This window comes from Vreelandella gomseomensis, from assembly GCF_031451645.1.
Taxonomy (GTDB): domain Bacteria; phylum Pseudomonadota; class Gammaproteobacteria; order Pseudomonadales; family Halomonadaceae; genus Vreelandella; species Vreelandella gomseomensis.
This window is the reverse complement of record NZ_JARWAI010000014.1, coordinates 1-21,394: the sequence shown is the minus strand read 5'-3', so window position 1 is coordinate 21,394 and position 21,394 is coordinate 1. Positions and strand designations below refer to the sequence as shown.

Annotated in this window: 23 protein-coding genes, 5 tRNA genes and 1 pseudogene; 19 read left to right on the top strand and 10 right to left on the bottom strand. The window is 57.5% G+C overall.

Going from position 1 to position 21,394, the window contains the following annotated elements; translation table 11 throughout:
• Together QC815_RS15985 and QC815_RS15980 are read right to left on the bottom strand one after the other, a co-directional pair.
• Complete coding sequence (locus QC815_RS15985; RefSeq protein WP_310540894.1) at positions 1-510, bottom strand: TRAP transporter small permease subunit; 510 nt, start codon at positions 508-510, stop codon at positions 1-3.
• A gap of 1 nt (position 511) precedes the next feature.
• A complete protein-coding gene (locus tag QC815_RS15980; RefSeq protein WP_310540892.1) occupies positions 512-1,615 on the bottom strand; it encodes a TRAP transporter substrate-binding protein in 1,104 nt (367 codons plus the stop codon).
• A gap of 303 nt (positions 1,616-1,918) precedes the next feature.
• Here QC815_RS15980 and QC815_RS15975 point away from each other — a divergent pair.
• From QC815_RS15975 to QC815_RS15930, 10 genes are all read left to right on the top strand, one after another.
• Positions 1,919-1,994 (top strand) — tRNA-Glu (locus tag QC815_RS15975).
• Between the two features lie 24 nt (positions 1,995-2,018).
• Positions 2,019-2,093: transfer RNA gene (locus QC815_RS15970), tRNA-Gly, on the top strand.
• Positions 2,094-2,189: 96 nt separating this feature from the next.
• Positions 2,190-2,265 (top strand) — tRNA-Glu (locus QC815_RS15965).
• Between the two features lie 22 nt (positions 2,266-2,287).
• Positions 2,288-2,362, top strand: a tRNA-Gly gene (locus tag QC815_RS15960).
• 147 nt (positions 2,363-2,509) lie between these two features.
• Complete coding sequence (locus tag QC815_RS15955; protein WP_230446471.1) at positions 2,510-3,478, top strand: ABC transporter ATP-binding protein; 969 nt, start codon at positions 2,510-2,512, stop codon at positions 3,476-3,478.
• Positions 3,475-4,248, top strand: a complete 774-nt coding sequence (locus QC815_RS15950) for an ABC transporter permease (protein WP_230446472.1) — start codon at positions 3,475-3,477, stop codon at positions 4,246-4,248. The genes QC815_RS15955 and QC815_RS15950 overlap by 4 nt, the downstream gene beginning before the upstream one ends.
• A gap of 2 nt (positions 4,249-4,250) precedes the next feature.
• Positions 4,251-5,084, top strand: a complete 834-nt coding sequence (gene queF / locus QC815_RS15945) for an NADPH-dependent 7-cyano-7-deazaguanine reductase QueF (RefSeq protein ID WP_310540889.1) — start codon at positions 4,251-4,253, stop codon at positions 5,082-5,084.
• Between the two features lie 48 nt (positions 5,085-5,132).
• A complete protein-coding gene (locus QC815_RS15940; RefSeq protein ID WP_310540888.1) occupies positions 5,133-5,693 on the top strand; it encodes a nitroreductase family protein in 561 nt (186 codons plus the stop codon).
• 2 nt (positions 5,694-5,695) lie between these two features.
• Positions 5,696-6,202: a YiiD C-terminal domain-containing protein gene (locus QC815_RS15935; RefSeq protein ID WP_310540886.1), complete on the top strand. Its 507-nt coding sequence runs from the start codon at positions 5,696-5,698 to the stop codon at positions 6,200-6,202.
• Positions 6,203-6,295: 93 nt separating this feature from the next.
• A tRNA-Ser gene (locus tag QC815_RS15930) sits at positions 6,296-6,383 on the top strand.
• A 137-nt stretch (positions 6,384-6,520) separates the two neighbouring features.
• Here QC815_RS15930 and QC815_RS15925 read toward each other — a convergent pair.
• The 4 genes and pseudogenes from QC815_RS15925 to QC815_RS15910 form a co-directional block, all read right to left on the bottom strand.
• Positions 6,521-7,121: pseudogene (locus QC815_RS15925) on the bottom strand (IS3 family transposase); the annotation flags it as partial.
• The gene (locus QC815_RS15920; protein WP_199285533.1) at positions 7,115-7,315 is read right to left on the bottom strand and encodes a hypothetical protein; all 201 of its coding nucleotides are present in this window, start codon (positions 7,313-7,315) and stop codon (positions 7,115-7,117) included. The pseudogene QC815_RS15925 and the gene QC815_RS15920, both read right to left, overlap by 7 nt.
• 169 nt (positions 7,316-7,484) lie before the next feature.
• Positions 7,485-7,829 carry a hypothetical protein gene (locus tag QC815_RS15915; protein WP_092825976.1) on the bottom strand — a complete coding sequence of 115 codons (345 nt, stop codon included), beginning with the start codon at positions 7,827-7,829 and terminating at the stop codon, positions 7,485-7,487.
• A gap of 30 nt (positions 7,830-7,859) precedes the next feature.
• Positions 7,860-8,063 carry a DUF2933 domain-containing protein gene (locus QC815_RS15910; protein WP_092825701.1) on the bottom strand — a complete coding sequence of 68 codons (204 nt, stop codon included), beginning with the start codon at positions 8,061-8,063 and terminating at the stop codon, positions 7,860-7,862.
• 347 nt (positions 8,064-8,410) lie between these two features.
• On the opposite strand from QC815_RS15910, the gene QC815_RS15905 reads away from it, so the two are divergent.
• The 9 genes from QC815_RS15905 to QC815_RS15860 all read left to right on the top strand — a co-directional run bounded on the left by QC815_RS15905 (position 8,411) and on the right by QC815_RS15860 (position 18,052).
• Complete coding sequence (locus tag QC815_RS15905) at positions 8,411-8,917, top strand: Spy/CpxP family protein refolding chaperone (RefSeq protein WP_092825699.1); 507 nt, start codon at positions 8,411-8,413, stop codon at positions 8,915-8,917.
• Between the two features lie 330 nt (positions 8,918-9,247).
• A complete protein-coding gene (locus QC815_RS15900; protein WP_233337241.1) occupies positions 9,248-9,613 on the top strand; it encodes an NADH-quinone oxidoreductase subunit A in 366 nt (121 codons plus the stop codon).
• 50 nt (positions 9,614-9,663) lie between these two features.
• A complete protein-coding gene (locus QC815_RS17395) occupies positions 9,664-11,568 on the top strand; it encodes a heavy metal-binding domain-containing protein (protein WP_422828729.1) in 1,905 nt (634 codons plus the stop codon).
• Entirely contained in the window at positions 11,565-12,461 is an 897-nt protein-coding gene (locus QC815_RS15885; protein WP_092825693.1) for a complex I subunit 1/NuoH family protein, read from the top strand. The genes QC815_RS17395 and QC815_RS15885 overlap by 4 nt, the downstream gene beginning before the upstream one ends.
• The gene (locus QC815_RS15880; RefSeq protein WP_092825691.1) at positions 12,461-12,997 is read left to right on the top strand and encodes an NADH-quinone oxidoreductase subunit J family protein; all 537 of its coding nucleotides are present in this window, start codon (positions 12,461-12,463) and stop codon (positions 12,995-12,997) included. Before QC815_RS15885 ends, QC815_RS15880 begins: the two co-directional genes overlap by 1 nt.
• Positions 12,994-13,305, top strand: coding sequence for an NADH-quinone oxidoreductase subunit NuoK (nuoK, locus tag QC815_RS15875; protein ID WP_092825689.1), 312 nt, complete (start codon positions 12,994-12,996; stop codon positions 13,303-13,305). Before QC815_RS15880 ends, nuoK begins: the two co-directional genes overlap by 4 nt.
• Positions 13,302-15,203: an NADH-quinone oxidoreductase subunit 5 family protein gene (locus tag QC815_RS15870; protein ID WP_199283600.1), complete on the top strand. Its 1,902-nt coding sequence runs from the start codon at positions 13,302-13,304 to the stop codon at positions 15,201-15,203. The genes nuoK and QC815_RS15870 overlap by 4 nt, the downstream gene beginning before the upstream one ends.
• 15 nt (positions 15,204-15,218) lie before the next feature.
• On the top strand, positions 15,219-16,688 hold the full coding sequence (locus QC815_RS15865) for a complex I subunit 4 family protein (protein ID WP_092825685.1): 1,470 nt from the start codon (positions 15,219-15,221) through the stop codon (positions 16,686-16,688).
• Entirely contained in the window at positions 16,688-18,052 is a 1,365-nt protein-coding gene (locus tag QC815_RS15860; protein WP_310540880.1) for an NADH-quinone oxidoreductase subunit N, read from the top strand. Before QC815_RS15865 ends, QC815_RS15860 begins: the two co-directional genes overlap by 1 nt.
• Before the next feature lie 479 nt (positions 18,053-18,531).
• On the opposite strand, the gene QC815_RS17440 is transcribed toward QC815_RS15860, so the two are convergent.
• The 4 genes from QC815_RS17440 to QC815_RS15840 form a co-directional block, all read right to left on the bottom strand.
• Positions 18,532-18,744, bottom strand: a complete 213-nt coding sequence (locus QC815_RS17440) for a tyrosine-type recombinase/integrase (protein ID WP_442786520.1) — start codon at positions 18,742-18,744, stop codon at positions 18,532-18,534.
• A 450-nt stretch (positions 18,745-19,194) separates the two neighbouring features.
• Positions 19,195-20,580, bottom strand: coding sequence for an MFS transporter (locus QC815_RS15850; protein WP_310540878.1), 1,386 nt, complete (start codon positions 20,578-20,580; stop codon positions 19,195-19,197).
• Positions 20,581-20,613: 33 nt separating this feature from the next.
• Positions 20,614-20,919, bottom strand: a complete 306-nt coding sequence (locus QC815_RS15845; RefSeq protein ID WP_310540876.1) for a metal-sensing transcriptional repressor — start codon at positions 20,917-20,919, stop codon at positions 20,614-20,616.
• 165 nt (positions 20,920-21,084) lie between these two features.
• A partial coding sequence (locus QC815_RS15840) for a hypothetical protein (protein WP_310540874.1) occupies positions 21,085-21,394 on the bottom strand: 310 nt, incomplete at its 5' end.

The following is a 21,394-nucleotide window of genomic DNA, read 5'->3' as shown; positions in this document are numbered from 1 at the left end:
TCAGTCACCTTGTGCGGGAATCGCCAGCGCATTGCGCAGCGCATGAGCCAGCCCTTGCAGTGCCAGCAGGGTGAAGCCAAACGGGAGAAAGGCTTTCAGCAGCCAGCGCCAGGGGAGGCCGCCGGGGTTGGGTGAAGCCTCCCCACGGCCAAACGACTGGGCGACCCAGGGAAGCGTCAGCCAGGCAATGTATAGCCCCATCACCAGCAGTGTGAGGCCGCCCAGCACTTCGATGGTTCGTTTCACGGCGACCGGGAAGTGCTCGTAAAACACATCGACCCGAACCTGTTCGCCATTGAGCAGTAGGTACGCCATGCCAAACAGGGCGATGGGCGAGATCAGGTGCCATTGCAGCTCCTGCAGCCATACCGCACCGATATCGAACAGGTAGCGCAGCAAGACATCGCTGGCGACCATGAAAACCAGCACCACGCAGGTCCAGGCGGCGATCCGGCCAAATAGCCGGACCAGCGCCTCGATGCCGTAAACCAGGTTTTCGACGGCTCGCATATCAGACTCCGATGATATCGCTTAGCCAGGCGCGCTCGCTGGCACCTGCCCAGCGATCGTGCTTGGCTTTAAAGGCCATGTAGCTGTCGTGAATCTTGCGTACCGCCGGGTCGGCGTTCGCCTCGGTTTCGAGGGTATCCAGGGTGGCCTCGCGCAGCGCATTGACGATGGGTTCAGGTAGTTGGTTGGCGATAACGCCGTGGTTGTCGACAAGGTCGGTGAGGGCTTCGCCGTTCACGGCTTCGGACCAGGTCAGGCTTTCAAGGCAGGCCGCCATGCACGCCGAGCGCACGATCATCTGCAGGTCGGTCGGCAGGCTGTCCCAGTGGGATTTGGATATCAGCAGCTCGCCGGTGGTGGAAGGCTCGTGCCAGCCGGTGGTGTAGTAGTACTTGGCGGCATCCTGAAGCCCCATGCGACGGTCCTGGTAGGGGCCGACGAATTCGGCGGCGTCGATCACGCCGCGCTCCAGCGCCGGGAAGATCTCGCCGCCCGGCAGTACGCGGGCATCCACGCCCAGCGAGGCGTAGACCTTGCCGGCCAAGCCGGGCACGCGCATGCGCAGCCCCTCAAGCTGGCTGATCTCCTCGATGGGTTCGCGGAACCAGCCGGTCATCTGTACGCCGGTATTGTTGAGGGGGAAGGCGACCATACCGAAGGGTTCGTAGAGCTCGTGCCACAGTTCAAGGCCGCCGCCGTGGTAAAGCCATGCCATATGGCCCATGAAGCTCATGCCGAAGGGGACGGTCGTGAAATACTGCGCGGCAAAGGTGGTGCCCGACCAGAAATAGCTGTTGGCCGCGTTCATTTCGATCGTGCTGCTCTGCACGGCCTCGAAGCCTTCAAGCGCCGGAATTAGCTCGCCGGCGGCGAAATGCTGAATGGCCAGGCGCCCACCGGACATGGCGTTGATTTTCTCGATGACATCGGTGGGGCTGCCCGGCCCTTCGACATAGAAGGGGGATCCTGGCCCGTAAGCGTTGGTCATTCGCCAGTTGAAGGTTTCAGACGACTGGGCGCGTGCAATGGAGGGGGCTCCCAATACCAGCCCGGCAGTAGAGGAAACGGCAGCGGTGGTCAGGAACTTGCGGCGTGTGAAGGTCATAGGGCACCTCGTGGTGGCAGTCGATGAGTAAGTGTTGTCCCACTGAGGTGTTAGCAATCGGCGTGCCATAAAATCGATTTTATTTAAAATAAAAGATTTTTGCCGCCGTTGTCGCTTGTTACCCGTGGTTAATCGATGGTTCTTGCACTAGCGTCGCGCAGCCTGCGGCGGTAAGCGCACTGCTTTGAGGCATTGGGCGGCAGGTCGGCTTGGTGCTGAGAAAGCGGGGAAGGTGATGCGGACTACTTGACAGGTTAATGGGGTCTGGGTAATATACGCGCCACCTCGACGAGGCAAAGCGACGTCCCATTCGTCTAGTGGTCCAGGACACCGCCCTTTCACGGCGGTAACAGGGGTTCGAACCCCCTATGGGACGCCAACTGAATCGTTAAGGTATCGGAGTGCGGGAATAGCTCAGTGGTAGAGCATCGCCTTGCCAAGGCGAGGGTCGGGAGTTCGAATCTCCTTTCCCGCTCCAATTAGGTGTGTGGTAAAGCAGACGAGGGTCGTGAGCTGGAACGCCAGCCCGGTCGAATCTCCTTTCCCGCTCCAGTTAATTTTATGCTTGCACAGTGTCCCATTCGTCTAGTGGTCCAGGACACCGCCCTTTCACGGCGGTAACAGGGGTTCGAACCCCCTATGGGACGCCATCTCGTACTTGCCTATTGCGTTGCGGGAATAGCTCAGTGGTAGAGCATCGCCTTGCCAAGGCGAGGGTCGGGAGTTCGAATCTCCTTTCCCGCTCCAAGCGCACCCTCCGTTATCATCTCTATCTCTCGCCTCTTCAGTATCTGCCGCATACGGCAAAAATCCGATTGAAAAAAAAGTTTGCGCCCTAATATCTAGTGCTTACGCACTCAATGACTTTTTTCATTTTGCTGACAGGACATGTTCATGGCCGAACCGGCATTGTCGATACGTGGCCTTACCAAAGAGTACGGCAACGGCTTCCAAGCGCTAAAAGGGATTGATCTCGACGTCCAGCAGGGCGATTTTTTTGCGTTGTTAGGTCCCAATGGCGCAGGCAAATCCACCACCCTGGGCGTTGTTTGCTCATTGGTTCAGAAGACGCAGGGTAAGGTGTCGATCTTTGGTATCGATATCGACAAAGATTTCTCCAAAGCGAAATACCAGATCGGCGTGGTGCCTCAAGAGTTCAACTTCAACCAATTCGAGAAAGTGCTGGATATCGTGCTGGCCCAGGCGGGCTACTACGGCATGACGCGTCGCGAGGCGCTGCCTCGTGCTGAGCAGCTGCTGACCGATCTCGGGCTATGGGACAAGCGTAACGGCAGCGCCAGAATGCTGTCCGGCGGCATGAAGCGCCGGCTGATGATTGCCCGCGCCTTGATGCACCGTCCCAAGCTGTTGATTCTCGACGAGCCGACGGCGGGCGTAGATATCGAGCTGCGCCGGAGCATGTGGGAATATATGCGGCGGATCAATCGCGACGAAGGCACCACCATTATTCTCACCACGCACTACCTGGAAGAAGCCGAGAGCCTCTGCCGTAATATTGCGATCATCAATCACGGCGAAATCGTCCGTAATACCAGCGTGCGTGAGCTGCTCACCGAGCTGGATACGGAAACCTTCTTGCTGGATCTTGCCGCGCCAGTCAGCGACGCCCCCGTGGTGAAAGGATTTGATATTCAGCGGGTGGAGGCATCGCAGCTGTCGTTGGTGATGCATCGCGGCCAGCGGCTCAACGATGTGTTTGGCGCCTTGACCGACCAGGGGCTGCAGGTGGTGTCCATGCGTAACCGCGCCAACCGCCTGGAAGAAATGTTTGTATCGATGGTGGAGGGCAGTCAGAACGCCATCGACCAGCGGGCCGCAACGCAAAGGGAGGCGCGCGTATGAACGCTACTCAAACGCTCATCGCCCTGTGGACACTGGTCATCAAAGAGATCAAACGCTTCACGCGCATATGGCCGCAAACCCTGTTGCCGCCCTCCATCACCATGGCCATGTACTTTATTATCTTTGGCAACCTGATCGGTTCGCGGATTGGCGCCATGGATGGTTTCACCTACATGGATTTTATCGTTCCCGGCCTCATCATGATGTCGGTGATTACCAACAGCTATTCCAATGTGGCCTCTAGCTTCTTTTCGAACAAGTTTCAGCGTTCGATCGAAGAGATGATGGTGTCGCCCATGCCCAACTGGGTCATCTTGGCCGGTTTTATTCTGGGCGGTATGGCGCGGGGCCTGGGGGTCGGGCTCATCGTGACGCTGGTATCGCTGTTCTTTACCCGCCTGACCGTCGAGCATCCGCTACTGACCGTGCTGGTAGTGGTGCTTACGTCGGCGCTGTTTTCCATCGGTGGCTTTATCAACGCGCTTCTGGCCAACAAGTTTGATGATATCTCGATCGTGCCCACGTTTATTCTGACGCCGCTGACCTATTTGGGTGGGGTGTTTTACTCGATTTCCATGCTGCCCGATCTGTGGCAGGGCGTATCGATGCTCAACCCTATCTTGTACATGGTCAATGTCTTCCGTTACGGCTTCTTGGGGGTCTCGGACATTCCCGTTGGCTGGGCGCTTGCCGCCATAGTAGGCTTTATCGTGGTGCTTTTTGTGGTGGCGCTGCGCATGCTGGAGAACGGTAAGGGAATCCGGAGTTAATCATGTCGCATCGACCCGAAACGCTGGCGCATGCCCCGCTGGGCCGCGAGTCTGCCTATCCTGCCCAGTATGACCCCGCGCTTCTGTATCCGATTCCGCGCGCGGCCAACCGCGGCCCGCTGGGCATTGTCCAAGGCCAGCTACCGTTTATCGGTGAAGATGAATGGCACGCTTTCGAGGTGTCGTGGCTGAACGGGCGAGGCAAGCCGATCGTGGCCGTCGCACGCTTTCGGCTGCCTGCGGAATCGCCAAACCTGATTGAGTCGAAATCCTGGAAGCTTTATCTCAACAGTTTCAATCAGACCCGTTTTGCCGATCGTGACGAGGTCATTGACACGCTGGCCAGGGATTTGGCGCAGGCCGCCGGCGCTCCCGTGGGCGTCGCGCTTTTCGACGTGGACGCCGATGCCTTGACGCCCAGGCGCTTGCCGGGCGAATGCCTGGACGGGCTGGATATCGATGTCAGTGACTACACACCGAGCGCCGACCACCTGGCGGTCGGTGATGAGGTGGTGGAAGAGACGCTTTACTCGCACCTTTTGAAATCCAACTGCCCGGTCACCGGCCAGCCCGACTGGGGCAGCGTGATGATTCGCTATAAAGGCCACAAGCTTGACCGTGAAGGGCTGCTGCGCTACCTGATCGGCTATCGCCAGCACCAGGATTTTCACGAGCACTGCGTCGAGCATATTTTTACCGACCTGATGCAGCAGGCGGAGCCAAGCGAGCTATTGGTGCTGGCGCGTTACGTACGCCGGGGCGGGTTGGACATCAGCCCCTGGCGGGCAACGCCCGGGCTTGCGCCGCCGAGTCCGCTACGCCTGGCAAGACAATAAATGATTGCGCTAACCTGGCGCTCATACCATTGATCAGATGGAGTCATCATGGACGCACTTACGCTGCTGCACGAACGTAGCTCCATGGGCAAGTTGATGGAGCCTGCCCCCACCGCCGAGCAGCTCAGCGCTCTCTATCAGGCCGCCCTGCGCGCGCCCGATCATAAAGAGCTTCGCCCCTGGCGGTTTATCGAATTCAGCAGGGAAGGGCGCGAGCGTCTGGGCGAGCTATTCGCCGAGGCCGAGTTTCAGGAAGACCCGCATGCCGACGATAGCGCTCTCGACGCGGCCCGCAAGAAACCCCTGCGGGCGCCGATGGTGATCGCCGTTATCGCCAAGGTCACGCCGGATATTGCCAAGGTGCCCAAAATGGAGCAGGTGATATCGGCCGGCTGCGCGGCGCACGGGATTCTGCTGGCGGCCCATGCGCTCGGGTTGGGCGCCATGTGGCGCAGCGGCAAGTACGCCTTTGACCCCGTGGTACGCAAGGGATTGAGCCTGGAGGAAGACGACGAGGTCGTCGCGTTTATCTATCTGGGGACGCCCGGCGGACGCCATAAGCCGCTGCCGCAGCATCAAGCCGATGATTTTGTTGAACGCTGGGCGTAGTCATGGTCGTTACTCGCAAGGCGGGCGTATCGCATCCCCGTTTACCGCTACCCGAGGGCCCGGATGACCTTGTTGCCTTTCAGCAGTGGTTGGCTGAGGCAATTCCCATGGTCGGTTCGCTGGGTATCACGCACATGGCGCGTGAGGGCGATAGCCTGACCTGGCGCTTAGCGCTCGCGCCAAGCTTGAATGACAAGGGAACCGGCTTTGGTGGGGCGCTCACCGCACAAACGACGCTGCTGGGGTGGTGCTGGGCGACGCTCTGGCTGCGCGAGCGTGGCTTGGCCCGAGACGTGGTCGTGGCGGAAAGCAGTCAGCGCTTCCATGCGCCGGTCAAGGGTGATTATCGCCTGATATGTACCCCGCAAGATCCTCAAGGCCCCGACGCACTGGCTGTAAAACTGCGCGAGCGCGGCAAAGGGCGCATCGCGCTCGACCAAACCTTGTACTGCGGCGATACGCTTTGTCTCAGTGCCGCCGGCAGCTATGCCGTCCTGCCCGAGGCCTGATCCGAAAATGGCTTGCTATTTCGCAGCTTAGGCCATAGAATATGCGCCGTTCTGTAGGGAAAGGCAGCGCCTGTCTCTAAGGGCAAACAATGCGGAGGAGTGTCCGAGTGGTCGAAGGAGCACGCCTGGAAAGTGTGTAAGTCGAAAGGCTTCGAGGGTTCGAATCCCTCCTCCTCCGCCAAAAACATAGATTAAGCCGCTGATTTCAGCGGCTTTTTTGTTTCCTGCTTATAGCTGACCCACACCTTGGCCCACACTTTCGTATTGGCTTCTACAGAATCACAGTGAACGCCTTTGAACGATTCTCCTTTTTAGACATCGCAAATTTATCGGCTCGTAGTGGATTGTTTCCACTTTCATTGAATGGATGAAGCTTTCCACGCAGGCGTTTTCCCAGCAGTTGCCTTTAAGGCTCATACTTTGACGCAACTGCTGCGTTCGCAGCCGATCCAGGTAGGCGCGTGAACAGTACTGGCTTCCATGGTCACTGTGACAGATCACCCCGATGCGGAAATTACGTCGCCACAGCGCCATTTCCAGCGCATCGCAGACCAGGTAGGTCTGCCGTCATCTTGGTATTCATGGACCAGCCGACGACAGAGCGCGAATACAGGTCAATGATGACGGCTAGATACAGCCAACCTTCAGAGCTCATCAGGTACGTGATGTCACCGGCCCACTTCTGGTTCGGGGCGGTTGCCACAAAGTTCTGCTCCAATAAGTTGGGCGACACAGGCAAGCTATGGTCGCTGTCTGTGGTGACGACGAACTTGCGGGCAGCCTTTGGCACCTACGACTGGCGCCGCATAATGGCACCTATCTTTTTGACATCATATGGGTGACCATCGGTCGCCAGTGTAGCCTGAATGCGTCGAGCCCCATTGAGCTGCTTGCTCTGGCCGAATTCCTCTTTCACGCGACGAGCATCATGTCATGAGATATGACATTGAGTTTGTAGCTGGGTCGTTCGGGTTGCTCGCGTGCATTGCGTCGCTTCAACAGCAAAGAGTTGCTGATCACCGACAGCGAGCTGGTGGTCATGTCGATAACACCAATTATGGGGTGCAACAGGCTGATGGCGGCGCGTTTGTTGGTGCCGGCGATCATCATCACGACGTGGAGGCCCGAGGTCATGCATGACGCGAATGGCTGCTACCAACTCCTGCTTGAGGGTATCAGCCACGGCCACCTGACACAGAGCCTTACCACCGACGGCGATGGTTACCACGTTGCCCCTTTTTTCTAGTCCCTACTACAGTACCGATTAACGAAAGACTGCGTTTTAATGACAACTCCAAGGCTCTTTCTTGGCGTTGTCTTTAACGTTCTGGTCGACGAAGCGGTAATACTCTTCCTTGAAGCGGTTCCATCGGTCAGCGCTGACCTCGATCCCATGGCGTATAAGGATCTTTTCGACATCATCAATGCATAGCCGCAGCGCATCGTAAGCGAGACAGATATGCCTGTGTTTTTCGTCGTAGACTACCTTATCTATCCCGTAAAGCTGATCGATATCCGCTATTGCGTCGTCGATGCGCTCACGCTCATGGCGTTGGATTTTTAAATTCCGAGTCACTAATGTGTTTTCGGAAACGCCTAAGCGATGCTCTTGATGTTTCGGTTTCATAATGATCCCCCGCATGATTTAAAGGGTGTTTCACTCCTTATCTGCTTTATCGCCGTGCCCACCGTGATGTCGATGCATAAAAAAATGCATCAATGGACAGGCTGCCAAAAAAAGTAAAGGTAAGGCCTGAAAGAGGTGAAAGCGGTGATCTGTTCCCATCAAGTAACCCACCAAAATGACAAACCCGGCAAGCGGTATCCACATCATCAGCAGACGGCTAGTTTTTTGACTCATAGGCACTCCTATAGCACTTCCGGAGGTAAAGAGGTAACGGTTGTTTGTCGATGGTTATATGCCCACGTTACCCCAAAAATAGCCCGTTAATCTGAATTTAAACTGAAATTACACGCCGTAGTTATCTGAAGTCGCCTAGTTTTTTATAACATATCAACCTGAAACAGATTTCAAAACGGTCGACAAAAATTGACTTGTGACAATATTGAGGTATCGGGTTTGGTTTCTCTTTGACCTGCGGGCTACCTATAGGTTGTAGGCTTATAACGGAAGTTAACTCTGTCTTCTTCCATTTTTATTGGAGTAAGGCGACTTCTCGACCCGCAACACGATGAGAGGAAATTGATATGGCTAAGTATAAGAAGATCGTTGCCATTGCGTTGGCTGCAAGCCTTGGTGCCACAAGCAGCGCCACCTTCGCTCAAGGCATGAACCAAGGCGCCCAAGGTCAGGGCGGAATGATGGGCGGCCAAAGCGGCATGGGTCCTGGCATGATGATGGGAGGCCAAGGTGGCATGATGCCTTGCCCCATGATGGGTGGTATGGGTCCGATGTCCGGCATACTCGACGACGAACAAATGAGCTCGATGCGCGAGATGCGCCAGGAACATCGCTCTACTCAATTGGAGCGGATGGGCGAAATGATGAAACTGAGTGATGACATGATGATAATCATGCAGGCCGAGCGGCCTGATCCGGAGGAAGTAAAAGCGCTGCACGGTCAAATGGCTAACCTACATGGCGACATGATGGCCGATAAAGTGAGCATGCATAATCAGATGCAGGACCTGTTGACCGACGAGCAGCGACAACAGATGAAGGGAAACATGCCAAGCCACCATGGCCAGCAATAAGCCTTGGTGAGTACCACTTTGTGAATTAGGAGTGATGCCATGTGCCGATGGAAGCTGTGATGGCACTGTTTGACCAAAAACCGGATATCGACGGTACTGGTTTAGCCGGTATTGCGATTGATACACCGTGTACACCGAGGCCGCAAGACGAGCCTTACTAGGTATTCGCGTTTACGGATCAGGGACATAAACCCTCTATAATGCTATCAGTGGGGGCGGGCTATTCTCCCAGGCACGGCGCATAGCTTGCGGGTGCTCTACTATTTTTCGACTCTCGGTGGTCATCGACTTAGGTGCGGGACATGCTTGGTTGATTAATCAGGAGGTCAGATGATGACTCTTTTGGAGCAATACAGATTACTGCTGGCACTGGCGATTGGCGTCGTAGGCAGCGTTTTCTGTCTGTATTCGCTTGCCCGCGCGATAGGCCTGACACGTCAGGAGCCGGGCAAGGATGTGCCGGCGAGTTCCGGAGCTCTGTCGCGGGATCCGGTATGGGGGCGCTATCACGCCCGCTACTACGGATATGGGTTGCTGTTTCTGGCCTTTGATATGGAGATGGCGTTCATGTACCCGTGGGCAGTGGTTTACAAGGAAGTAGGGCTGGTTGCCTTGCTTGATATGGGCGTGTTTCTGGCGATTCTCTTTCTTGGCCTGCTTTACGGATGGAGCCAGGGGGCTTTCAGGCGGCAATGAGTTTTGATTCAGCAATAAACATAACGGGCGCACGACAGAAACGGCCCTCAGTGCTGCAGAAGCTGGTTTCTCGGGCCCTGGCGCGTAATCTGGGCTGTCTGATCGTTCCCGGGCCTGAGATTGCCCTGGCGCATGGTCTGGACGTGACCGCGGCAGGCATGCGAACCAGTACTACGCCTCGCGATGCAAGCGTGCTCATGATTGTTGGAGAGCTGTCGGAGAAAATGGGCGACGCCGTGGCCGTGCTCTACGCGCAGATGCCCCGGCCGCGTGCCATTCTCATCGTAGGCGGGCAGACACCGTCAACTTTACCTGGTGCCGATATTTCTGCAGGTCTCTCGCAAAAGGGACTGACCGAAGCCGTAGTTCGACTACAACGTGCATTCGCTGACGGTGCCTTTGTAGCCTCGCCGGAGGCGTTCGACGCCGATGTCCTGCACGCCAAGATTGAGTATGTCTGCCCCATGCATCCAGAAATTGTCGAGGATGAGCCGGGTAGCTGCCCCAAATGCGGCATGGACCTGGTAGCCCGAGAGGCAGGGGAGTCCACGCCCGACCACGATCATGAACACCAGCATGATCACGAACACCAGCACCATGGCCACAAGCATGACCATGAGCACGAGCACGAGCATTGCCATGATCAAGATCATAAGGGCCACCATGAACATCATCATGGCCATGATCACGAGCACAGTAACGAGCACCAACAGGAACACGCGCACGAAAATGCAGCGGCCGAATATACCTGCCCAATGCACCCGGAAATCGTTCGGGACGAGCCTGGAAGCTGCCCCAAGTGCGGTATGGATCTGGTAGCCCGTGAGGACGCGGAAGATGAGGGCGCCTCAGAAGAGGGCTCCGGGCACGGCCACAATCATCAACATAGCGAATCTGACCACCACTCAGAACATGAACATTCAGGCCATGATCATGGAGAACACGATCATGGTGGGCATAAGCATGGAGGGCACGATCACGGCGCCTCGGGATTCATGTCCATGATTGAAGTCACCAAAGATCTGCCACGCAGCGCCGATGGCCTGCAGATGGATTGGCTTGAGGTGCCGTTCGGCCCAGTCTTTCCGGGCTTACCAGGCGGACTGAAATTGACGTTGACCCTTGATGGTGACGGGGTGACAGAAGGGCAGGCGACCTCCCTGGCGGGTATGACCATCGAAGTTGAAGAGGGTGAAGAAAGCGAAGAGATAGATGTCGAGACCTTCATCGACCATCTGGCCACGGCAATGCCGCTGGCGCCGGTGAGCTATCGTCTGCTGGCCTGTCTTGCGATCGAGCAAGCGGCTGGGCTGAATGACGATCAGGCGACCACTCAGGCCCGGAACGGCGGACTTGAGCGTGAGCGCATCGCCAGTCATCTTGGTTGGCTGGCGCAACTGGGGCGCCAGCTCGGATTCGCTTGGCTGACGCAGCGGGCTTCGACTCTGCAACTGCAAGTCAGAGAGGCTAACCGGTACAGGCTTGCTGAGCTGGAACCAGCGTTGCGCACATTAGGAACCCGTCTTGGACGGACGCCTTTGCTCAAATCGCGGCTGAAGGATATCGGCGAACTCTCATCAGAATTTTCTGATCTGCGCGGCCCCTTAGCACGTGCTGCCAGCGAAGGCGGAGACGCCTGGGCTCGCCTGTGGCAACGTCTGGCCGAAATAACCGCCAGTCTCGACCTTATAAAGGCGAGCAGCGAACCGGCGCTGCCATCCCTGCGCGACATTGGCGATTTATCAGGAACCGGTGAGGTAACCGTTGATACGCCCCGCGGCGAAGCCCGGTTAAGTCTGAAACTGGAGCGTGGAAAGGTGAAATCCTACAAGCTGGACACCCCCTGCAGTCACCATATCGACCTGGTCCCGAAGCTTGTTGAGGGCCAGGAGTTGGGCGATGCGCTGCTGGCAGTCGGCTCACTGGATCTTTCGCCCTGGGAGGTGATCTCGTGACCGTCGCTAGCGTTCTTCTCGCATTGCTTGGCAGCACTTGGCTGCTGGCCGTGATCGAGGGCTGGATGACCACTGGCCGCCTGAGTCCGGCGGCGCCACTTTTTAGCGGGCTGGCGCACCTCGGTCGTGAATCCATTCTCCCGCGCTCGCCAGACCGGGTGTTTTTCGAGGCAGCGCCGGTGCTTCTCCTGGTTGTGGGGGTACTTGGTATGGCGGTCCTGCCGCTGGCGCCGGACCTGATCATTGCGGACCTTGGTACTGGTGCGCTGTTCATCAACGCGGCCCTGGCCTATGTGCTGGTCGCGGTGATCATGGCGGGCTGGGGACCGGACGGCGCCTACGCGATGATCGGTGGCTGGCGCTTTCTGGGCCAGCTTATTGCCTATTCCATGCTTATTGTCATGCCGATCACGGCCGTGGCCATGCGCGCCGAATCCCTGTTGAATACCGCGATCGTTGGCTCCCAGGCGGGGCTGTGGAACATCGTCTACCAGCCCCTGGGCTTCGTGCTGTTTTTCATTGCGGCCATGGCACTGGCGTTCCGGGCCCCGTTTGATCTGCCAACCGCAGAGGGAGAGCTTGGCGGGGGCGTGGACGCCGAATACACCGGGGTGCGCCTGGCAGTGCTTCGCCTGGCCCGACTGACTCTGGTGGTTACCCTGGCTTCCGCAACCACGGTCTTCTACCTCGGCGGCTGGCATGGGCCGCTACTGCCACCTTGGGCCTGGAGTCTGGTGAAGACCCTGGCCGTGGCCGTGTCGATGTTGCTGGTCGGTCACTATCTGCCACGCATTCGCGAGGCGGATCTGATGCGGTGGTGCTGGATTCTAGGCATCCCCCTTGCACTGGTGAATATCATTGTCGTCGGCTTACTGATTCTGGTGGTTCCCTAATGTACGCACAGGCTTTTTTCGTTGCCGTTTTCGGGTTGGCTGCCATCGGCTTTGGCGTGGTGGTGTTTCGCACATCGTCCATGGTCCGTTCTGCGCTGGCTCTGTTGTTTTCGCAGACCGCCGTCGGCTGCATGTTTCTGGCGATGCAGACCGAATTTCTGGGCGTACTGCAAATCATGATGATGGCCACGGAGATGAGTATCATGGCCATCTTCATGGTGATGTTCATGATGGATCCCGGTGGGCTTGGCGGTATGGACATGAGTCACCAGAAGCGTTTCTCTATCGGTGCTGGGGTGAGTGCGGCCGTTGTTGCTATCGCCGTTGCGCTGCTGTCCGACTGGGGCCCCGCAGCAAAGCAGGTGGTGGATGCGGAAGCGCAGACACGGGCGTTGGGCATGGAGCTGCTCGGGCGCTCGATGATGATCTTTGAAACCGCTGGTATCACCATCCTGACCGCAATGATTGCGGCCACCGCGGTGGCGATTCCGGTGCAGAACCTGGCGAGTAAAAGAGCCAAGGAGGCATCGGAATGACCGCAGTTCTGATAGTAGCGCTTGTGACCGGCGCCATCCTTTTCGGTATCGGCGTCTATGGCGCACTGTCCCAGACCAATCTGGTGATGATCATGATGGGCGTGGAGCTGATGCTGGCGGGGGCCATGGTGAATCTGGTGGCTTTCTGGCGCTTTCTACATCCCGAAGCTTATTCCGGCCAGATGTTCGTGCTGGTGGTGATGACGGTTATGGCACTGGAGATGGCCGTCGGATTTGGCGTCGCCATTGCGCGCTTCCGGGTTAAGGGCTCGGTTGAGATGGAAGAAGCGGAGGACCTGAAAGGATGAATGCAGTGCTCCTGCCAATACTACCGCCGCTGATCGCCGCCCTGGCTGTGTTGTTACTGCGCCGTGGGAGTGCTGTGTTGGCCCTGGCTGGTGCGACGCTCAACCTGGCAGGCAGTCTCTGGCTGATAGCCCGGGTGGTTGACGTTCAGACCGAAACCCTACTTCTGCCTGGGCTGCCGGACATGCCACTGCGCCTGGTCGCCGGGCCGATGACCTCGCTATTGACCGTGGCAGTGGCCACGGTGGCTACATTCGTTCTGATTTATGCCGTCGGTTATATGAAGCGGGAGTCCGGCCAAGCGCGCTTCTATGCCGTGATGTCGCTGTTCCTGGCGGCCATGCAGGCACTGGTGCTGGCGGGCGACTGGATTCTGCTGCTGGCGAGCTGGGAACTGATCAGTCTGTGCAGCTACCTGCTGATCGGCTTCTGGTTCCAACGCCCCGAAGCCGCGAACGCAGCCACACGCGCTTTCCTATATACCCGCAGCGCGGATCTCGGGCTTTACGTTGCGATATTCATACTCATAGGGTCAGCAGGTACCAGTGAGATTGCCGCTTCCCTGGAAGCTGACGCTGGAGCGCCCACCATTGCCGGGCTTCTGTTGCTGCTGGCCGCCATGGGCAAGTCGGCCCAGGTTCCCCTGCAGGACTGGCTTATGCGCGCCATGGCGGGCCCGACACCGGTCTCGGCGTTGCTGCACTCGGCCACACTGGTGGCGGCGGGCGCCATTCTGCTGATCCGCTCGGCGCCACTGCTGACGCCTGAGGCACTGTTCGCTGTCGGTCTTGTCGGTGGTATCACCACGGTGGCTGCCGGGGTGATTGCGCTGGCTGAACGTGATCTCAAACGTGTGCTGGCGGCTTCCACGGCCAGCCAATACGGCCTGATGCTCATCGCAGTGGGCGCGGGGGTTCCACTGGCCGCGCTGTTGCATCTGCTCGCCCATGCCGCTATTAAAAGCACCCTGTTTCTTGCCGCCGGTGACTTTCAACATGCTCGCGAGGGTACCGGTTTCGATCAGTTGAAGGGCGTTGGCCGCGCCAGGCCCTGGTCCTTTGGCGGCTTTGCACTGGCAGCGATGGCACTGGCGGGCATCCCACCACTGAGTGGGTTCTTCTCCAAGGATGCGGTGATCGCCGCCGCTCTGTCTGCGCCGGGCGCCGTCTTGCTCGGCGCTCTGGCCCTGGTCGGCACTCTGCTGACCGGCGCCTACATGGCCCGGGCTCTACGGGTGCTATGGCAGGGCTCGGGCGATACCCGGCCGGTCGAAGGTACTGGCTGGATGCGCGCTGGCATCTGGGGCCTGGCGATCCCTGCCGCTGTCCTGGGTCTGGCCTTTGGTCCCCTCGAAAAAATGCTTGATCTGGCGGCTCCGGAAACTGCGGGCATCGTCGTCATAGTGCTTGGGCTGGTCGCCGCGTTGGGTGGGCTGGCCTTGGGTTGGTTGGTGCCGGCCCAACGCCTGCTTGGCCCTGCCCATCAATGGGCAGAGTCGGGGCTGGTGGTGGCAGGCGGGCTTACTGCCTGGGTAGGTCGGCCCGCGATGGCGGTTGCCGGGGGATGTAACCGTCTGGAAAACCATCTGTACGCGGCCGCACTTGGCATTGGCGATGCTGCTCTCAGCATCGCCCGTGGGGGCGAGCGCCTGGAAAAGCGCCTGTATCAGGACGTGCTTGGCGTCGGCCGAGCAAATCTGGCGGTGGGTCGCTGGGTTCGGGGCGGTGATGAGCGCGGAATCGACGGTCTGATCTTCGCGCTGGTGGCCGCTGTGCAGGCCCTGGGCGCCCGGGCAAGATCCCTGCAAAGCGGCATGATCCACCACAGTCTGGCGATCAGCGCGGTAGCCATCGCTGTGCTTTTTGTTGTCATCCTGTTTTCAGCTTCACTGAGTTTCTAAAGGAACCCTGTACTCATGTTACCACTCGTATCCCTGACCCTCTTTCTGCCTCTCGTCGGCGCCGTGCTGATTCTGTGTCTGCCGAAACCGACGGCGCGCACGGTGCATGGCATCGCGATCGTCAGTGCCGCCCTGACGCTGGTTGGCGCTCTGGCCATGTGGCTGCAGGGGGTAAGTGGTGACGGCTTTTCCCAGGTCGAAGAGCTGGAGTGGATGCCGGTCATCGGCGCCGCCTACCGGGTCGGGGTGGATGGCATCAGCCTGCCGCTGGTGCTGCTGAGTGCCGTGCTTTTCCTGGTTTCTCTCATCTATGCGTCGTCGCTTCGCGATCGCCCGCGTGCCTATGTGGCTCTGATCCTGCTTCTTGAGACCACGGCAATCGGCACCTTTACCGCCCTGGACGGCATTCTTTTCTATGTCTTCTTCGAAGTTTCCCTGGTGTCGATGTACTTCATGATTGCCGGCTGGGGGCACGAGGACAGGCAGCGTGCCGCGCTGATGTTCTTTATCTACACCCTGCTGGGCAGCTTGCCATTATTGCTCGCGATTCTGGGGCTTTACCTCGGCAGCCCTGATCCTACCTTCGATATGCGGGCCTGGATTGCCAATCCTCCCCTGGAGGGAGCGGTGGCCATGTGGGCACTGATTGCCATGCTGATTACCTTTGCGGTCAAGATTCCTGCGATACCTTTGCATACCTGGTTACCTGCGGCCCACGTTCAGGCACCGACAGTCGGCAGTGTCATCCTGGCGGGCATCATGCTGAAGTTCGGTACTTACGGGCTGGTGCGCTTCGCCCTGCAAATGACCCCTGACGCTTTCCGCGAGGCCGGAATCGTTGTTCTATTCTTCGGCGTAGTTAGCGCAATTTACGGTGCCTTTGCCGCCCTGGCACAGACCGATCTCAAGCGCCTGGTGGCCTATACCTCAGTCAACCACATGGGCTACGTCATTGTCGGCGTCGCTGCGGCCGCGTTGACGCTGGATCCAGCGATCCGCGCCACCGCTCTGGATGGCGCCGTGCTGCAGATGTTCAGTCACGGCCTGGTCACCGGTGCCTTGTTCCTGCTGGTGGGCATGATTCAGGAGCGCACCCATACCCGCGAAATGGGGGAGTTTGGCGGCCTGCTCAAAACGGTACCGTTACTTGGCTGGTTCTTTGTGCTGGCGGCCTTCGCGTCGCTGGGTCTTCCGGGCTTGGCGCACTTCCCGGCCGAGTTCCAGATATTCCTCGCGACTCTCGGCACTGCTCCCATTGCGGTTATCGTGATTTTGGGCATTGCCATTATCGCCGGAACCTTTCTCAAGGCTCTGCGTGAAATATTTCTGGGTGAGCCCCGGGATCGCTGGAATAGAATGCCGGACCTGAGCCCACGCGAAATTCTCGCGGTGGCGCCCTTGCTGGTGCTCACCGTTGCCACTGGCGTGGCGCCATCCTGGGTGCTGGACGTCATTCACCGCACCACATCAGCACTGGTGCTGTAATGGGTCATGATCTCGCACTATTAATTCCGGAAATTGCCGTTCTGTTGACGGCTGTCGGTGCGCTGATCGCGGAGATGCTGCGCCGGCCACGAATTTCACTGGTCGTTGCCGTCATTGGACTGGTCGTCGCCACGGGGCTGACCCTGCGACTACTCGGCACAGACACCACGATATTTGGCGGCAGCTTCCGTATCGATACATTAAGTATCTGGGCCAAGCTCATTCTGCTGCCAACTACAGTGCTTTCGATGCTGCTGGCGAGAGTTGATGTCCGGGGTAGCGCCCGCGAGGGTACGGTCTACAGCCTGCTGATTTTTTCCACCCTGGGTGCCCTGGTGCTGGCGGGAGCAGGGGACACCATGTTCCTGGTGCTGGGCACACTGCTGACCGGCCTGGCGACTTTTGCCCTGGTTGCCTACCCGGACACCGACCCGGCGACCGAAGCCGCCATGAAATTCTTCGTGTTCGCTTCGGTCACCACATCGATCATGATTTTCGGCCTGAGCTACTGGTTCGGTGCCTCTGGCTCTACGCTACTCGTCGATCTGCCGGGCATGGATACGATGCCGCTGGCTGTGATTCTTGGGTTCGTGGCTGTGGTTGTGGGTCTGGGCTATAAGGCATCACTGGTTCCGTTCCACTTCTGGGCACCCGACGCCTATGAAGGTGCACCCCTGTCAATTGCCGCCTATCTGTCGGTAGTGCCCAAAATTGGTGCCCTGTTTGCGCTGGCGCAGGTGGTTCGTGAGCTGCCCCTGGAAACTGGCTGGACGGTAGTCATGGCGGGCCTGGCCGTGCTGAGCATGACCTATGGCTATCTTGCGGCGCTGGTGCAGGACAACGTTATCCGGCTGCTGGCCTATTCATCGATTGCCCAGTCCGGCTATTTCCTTCTGGGCATCCTGGCGGTGGGCTCCAGTGAGCTTGCCTTACCATCAATCATACTGTTCGCTGCCGCGTATGTGGCCATGAACCTGGGCGCATTCTCAGTTACTGCCACCACCGGGCGCACTCTGAGTGATTTTGACGGGTTGGGGCGCACGCGACCGCTGATGGGAATCGCAATGGTGATTTTCCTGTTGTCGCTGGTCGGCATTCCGCCACTGGCCGGCTTCGTCGGTAAGTTTATGCTTTTTGCTACAGCCATCGATGTCCAGTTTACCTGGCTGGCTGTGGTGGCAATCATTAACAGCGTGCTGTCTCTCGCGGTATATCTCCGCGTCATCGTGCCGATGTACCGGGCTGGGGAGTCGACGTCCGCGGCAACGGACCCATGGCACGGAATCGCAGTGATAACGGCGCTTGCGGCTACGCTTATCATCGGCTTCGCTGCTCAGTTTTTCCTGGTCAGGGCATTTGCTTAGTGGCGCAGGGCTACGTGCGGACGTATCTTATCTTTCCAATAAACTATGAATATCGGGAGATAACAGCGTCGTGTAGGATCAATCGCGCTATCGCAAATACCGATCTTGAGGCCGTGGACAAAAGACAGCGTCAGGCGCTAACCGATCACGGTTCGGGATGCTGACGGAAATTGACATCTAGGTCACCATGCAGAAAAAGCTGGATAAGAAAACAGTAAACGCGTGCTTTTGATCACATTTGTCCATCTGGATTACCGATATAGCATGCCAATATGTCATTGCAGCCGATGGATTTTTTGATTGGTGAGCTTTCCTGTATGTGGCCTAGGAATAAATGGATGACTGAAGCCAATTGGAGCAAGTGGTCGCATTCTTCGTTGCTCTATATGGAATTTGCTTCTGAAATTATACCAGCCTTCGCTAAAAGACCGCTTTTGGCCGGACAACGACGGCCCGAAATAGGCCGTCGTTGATCCTCATCAAACTTCTGTCTGTTCAGCCATTTCCAACGCGTCATTTACCTCTATCCCTAGATACCTGACAGTGCTTTCCAGCTTCGTGTGACCCAGGAGCAGCTGCACTGCCCTTAAGTTTTTCGTGCGACGGTATATCAGCGACGCTTTGGTGCGGCGCATCGTGTGCGTGCCATAGATTGACGCATCTAAACCTATTTCGGTGACCCAGACTTTCACGATACGGGCATATTAGCGCGTGGAGAGATGCTTTGCGCTATTGATTCGGCTAGGGAGCAAGAAGTCTTCGTTTCTGAGTTGAGCAAGCTGTATCCAGTCCATAATAGCGATACGGGTTTGCTCGGTTATTTCGAACTGGACAGGTCGATGCGTTTTTTGCTGCATCACGATGGCTCGTGGGGATATGCGTGCACCATGGGCTATATCGCGTACTCATAAATTGACGAGGTCGCAGCCCCTTAATTTGCTATCGATGGCTAAATTGAAGAGGGCAAGGTCTCTCGTCTTTTTCGCAAGTTGTAGCCGAACACGGATGGCCCAGATATCTCTGAGGCGTAGAGGTGTCTTCTGCCCAACCAACTTGCCTTTATTCCCAGGAGTAAAGGGGGGTTGAGTCGAAACGTTCATGGCAAGGTCCTCCATCGGGTGGAGATCGAAGAATGGAACATTTCACCTAAGCTTGTGCTGTGATGGCCAGTGTGCATGGTGGTCATCAATAACAAAAACGTGTCTATGCGAGCCTCGAGAATGATGGTGGGAATGGCGATGAGGTTCCGGCCCCTCCCACCCTTCATGATCGTGTTTATGGTGTTCATCGTGATAGTGAAGATGGCTATGACCTATAGGCGAGTGCTCATGCGCAATCTCTCTTGGGTCACGACGAGGCCAAGCAAGCATCGCAAGCCCTGTCGCGGTTAAAGCCAATGTCCCGAGCAAAACGAACGTTTCCGTCAGTCCCAGGTTCACCCCCAGCCAGCCAGCCAACGTATAAGTGAGCAGCCAACAGCTGTGTGACAACGAAAACTGGGCAGCAAACAGCGCAGGACGATCCTCCGGCTGGCATGAGCGCTTAAGCAAGCGACCGGTGGGCGTCATGACCAATGAGGCCCCTGCGCCCAGCAGTAACCATAGCCCGACAAGCCCCGCAAACGATGGTCCCAGCCAGCCCAGGTAGAGACTGAGTGCCATCATAACGCCACCTAGCAGCATGACTGGTCTTTCTGTCACTCGGTCCAGTATCTTGGGTAGCAGTAAGGCCACCAGCATGGAGCCCCCGCCTGCGGCAGAAAAGGCCAAAGCTACTTCTTTCTCGCCAAGTCCCAACATAGAGCGCACAAGCACGACCGTATTGACGATCTGCATCGCTCCGGCGGCTGAGACCGCCAAGTTCAATGCCAACAGCCCCCTCAGACGAGGTGTTTTTAGATAAATCCGTAAGCCGTGAGAAACGCGACGCCAAACGCCGGGAATTTCTTCTAGTGTTTGTGACTCAGGCAACATCACAGATATAGCCAAGGAAGCTGAGATCACGAACGCCAGGGCGTTGAGTACAAACAGGACATCAAAACTCATCACCATCAGCAATGCGGCTGCCACCATCGGGCTAAGCAGATTCTCTAAATCGTAGGCAAGACGTGACAGGGATGATGCTCGCGTGTACTGATCTTCGTCTTCTAGGATGTCCGGTATTGTCGCCTGGAAAACGGGCGTGAAGGTTGCAGAGCAAGCATTGAGTAGAAAGATTAGCAAATAGATTTGCCATACTTCTGTAACTAAAGGCAGTGCGCAAACCACGGCTGCACGCAGCAAGTCGAGGCTAACCAACAACATGCGTCGTGGCAGGCGTGAGGCGTAAGCACCCACCAGTGGCGCAATGCCCACGTAGGCGACCATCTTAATTGCCAGCGCTGTGCCTAATACGACACCCGCCTGCCCTCCAGCAAGATCATGAGCCAGTAACGCTAGGGCAACGGTGCTCAGACCGGTGCCAATCAGTGCAATGACCTGAGCGAAAAAGAGATGGCGATAGACGCGATGGGCGAGTACACCGATCATAGATCGCTCCTCAATGAGAGGGCTTAGATGCATTCACAGGTAGCGGGCGATGGCCTTAAAATCCCTGACGTGCTCACGCTGAGTCGCCGTTAAGGGACCTATCGCCTCCTCCATGCAGTGGTCGATATGGTCTTGCACCAAGGTTTTTTTGGCCTGTTGAATGGCCTTTTCGACGGCGTGCAGCTGCTGAGCAATGTCCAGGCAGGCGCGGCTGTCCTCTATCATCTGAGTCACGCTTTGCAGATGTCCGCGTGCGCGGTTCAGGCGCTTGATGATATCTGGGTGCGTCTGGTGCGTCTGGTGCGTCTGGTGCGTCGTTTGGTGGTTAGACGTTGTCATATTTTCCTCTTATTTGTTCCCATCCCCCTGGAGGGGATGTTAGGCTATTCGCCGTGTGATTGCCAGCAGTAGCGGTTCAATGGCTGAGAATGCACGCCGGTTACCGATTAAATGTGGGTAGTTTTTATGCTCCTTTACGTACGACACCGCCTTGGTTGCCTAATATTACTGCTGTTGGTCATGCAGGGGCTGGTTGTGTCTGGCGTGGGAGAAGCCCTGGTCCACGGGCCGGAAACCGCTGCTGACACAGGCCATTCGCATGGTGCTGTTAGTCACCAACCCAGCAGCCACCATGCAGAGGGGCGCGAGCAGGCAGCAGAATACAGCCCGCTGCATGTAGATGGCGGCAGTCACTTTCACGAATCGGCTGATCGACTGGCGATGTGCGTATTCCCCCCTATCGTGACCGCCCATTCCGTTTGAACGTGACCGTCTGTTCTGGATGATGGTGACCGCGCATTCCGTTTTATCGTGA

What these genes read in the sequence shown, in the direction of transcription:
- QC815_RS15845 (WP_310540876.1), bottom strand. Translation starts at nt 20,919, where the DNA reads ATGACAACGTCTAACCACCAAACGACGCACCAGACGCACCAGACGCAC.
- QC815_RS15950 (WP_230446472.1), top strand. Translation starts at nt 3,475, where the DNA reads ATGAACGCTACTCAAACGCTCATCGCCCTGTGGACACTGGTCATCAAA.
- QC815_RS15915 (WP_092825976.1), bottom strand. Translation starts at nt 7,829, where the DNA reads ATGAAACCGAAACATCAAGAGCATCGCTTAGGCGTTTCCGAAAACACA.
- QC815_RS15850 (WP_310540878.1), bottom strand. Translation starts at nt 20,580, where the DNA reads ATGATCGGTGTACTCGCCCATCGCGTCTATCGCCATCTCTTTTTCGCT.
- QC815_RS15910 (WP_092825701.1), bottom strand. Translation starts at nt 8,063, where the DNA reads ATGAGTCAAAAAACTAGCCGTCTGCTGATGATGTGGATACCGCTTGCC.
- QC815_RS15905 (WP_092825699.1), top strand. Translation starts at nt 8,411, where the DNA reads ATGGCTAAGTATAAGAAGATCGTTGCCATTGCGTTGGCTGCAAGCCTT.
- QC815_RS15880 (WP_092825691.1), top strand. Translation starts at nt 12,461, where the DNA reads ATGTACGCACAGGCTTTTTTCGTTGCCGTTTTCGGGTTGGCTGCCATC.
- QC815_RS15935 (WP_310540886.1), top strand. Translation starts at nt 5,696, where the DNA reads ATGGTCGTTACTCGCAAGGCGGGCGTATCGCATCCCCGTTTACCGCTA.
- QC815_RS15980 (WP_310540892.1), bottom strand. Translation starts at nt 1,615, where the DNA reads ATGACCTTCACACGCCGCAAGTTCCTGACCACCGCTGCCGTTTCCTCT.
- QC815_RS15865 (WP_092825685.1), top strand. Translation starts at nt 15,219, where the DNA reads ATGTTACCACTCGTATCCCTGACCCTCTTTCTGCCTCTCGTCGGCGCC.
- nuoK (WP_092825689.1), top strand. Translation starts at nt 12,994, where the DNA reads ATGACCGCAGTTCTGATAGTAGCGCTTGTGACCGGCGCCATCCTTTTC.
- queF (WP_310540889.1), top strand. Translation starts at nt 4,251, where the DNA reads ATGTCGCATCGACCCGAAACGCTGGCGCATGCCCCGCTGGGCCGCGAG.
- QC815_RS15955 (WP_230446471.1), top strand. Translation starts at nt 2,510, where the DNA reads ATGGCCGAACCGGCATTGTCGATACGTGGCCTTACCAAAGAGTACGGC.
- QC815_RS15985 (WP_310540894.1), bottom strand. Translation starts at nt 510, where the DNA reads ATGCGAGCCGTCGAAAACCTGGTTTACGGCATCGAGGCGCTGGTCCGG.
- QC815_RS15940 (WP_310540888.1), top strand. Translation starts at nt 5,133, where the DNA reads ATGGACGCACTTACGCTGCTGCACGAACGTAGCTCCATGGGCAAGTTG.
- QC815_RS15870 (WP_199283600.1), top strand. Translation starts at nt 13,302, where the DNA reads ATGAATGCAGTGCTCCTGCCAATACTACCGCCGCTGATCGCCGCCCTG.
- QC815_RS15900 (WP_233337241.1), top strand. Translation starts at nt 9,248, where the DNA reads ATGATGACTCTTTTGGAGCAATACAGATTACTGCTGGCACTGGCGATT.
- QC815_RS15860 (WP_310540880.1), top strand. Translation starts at nt 16,688, where the DNA reads ATGGGTCATGATCTCGCACTATTAATTCCGGAAATTGCCGTTCTGTTG.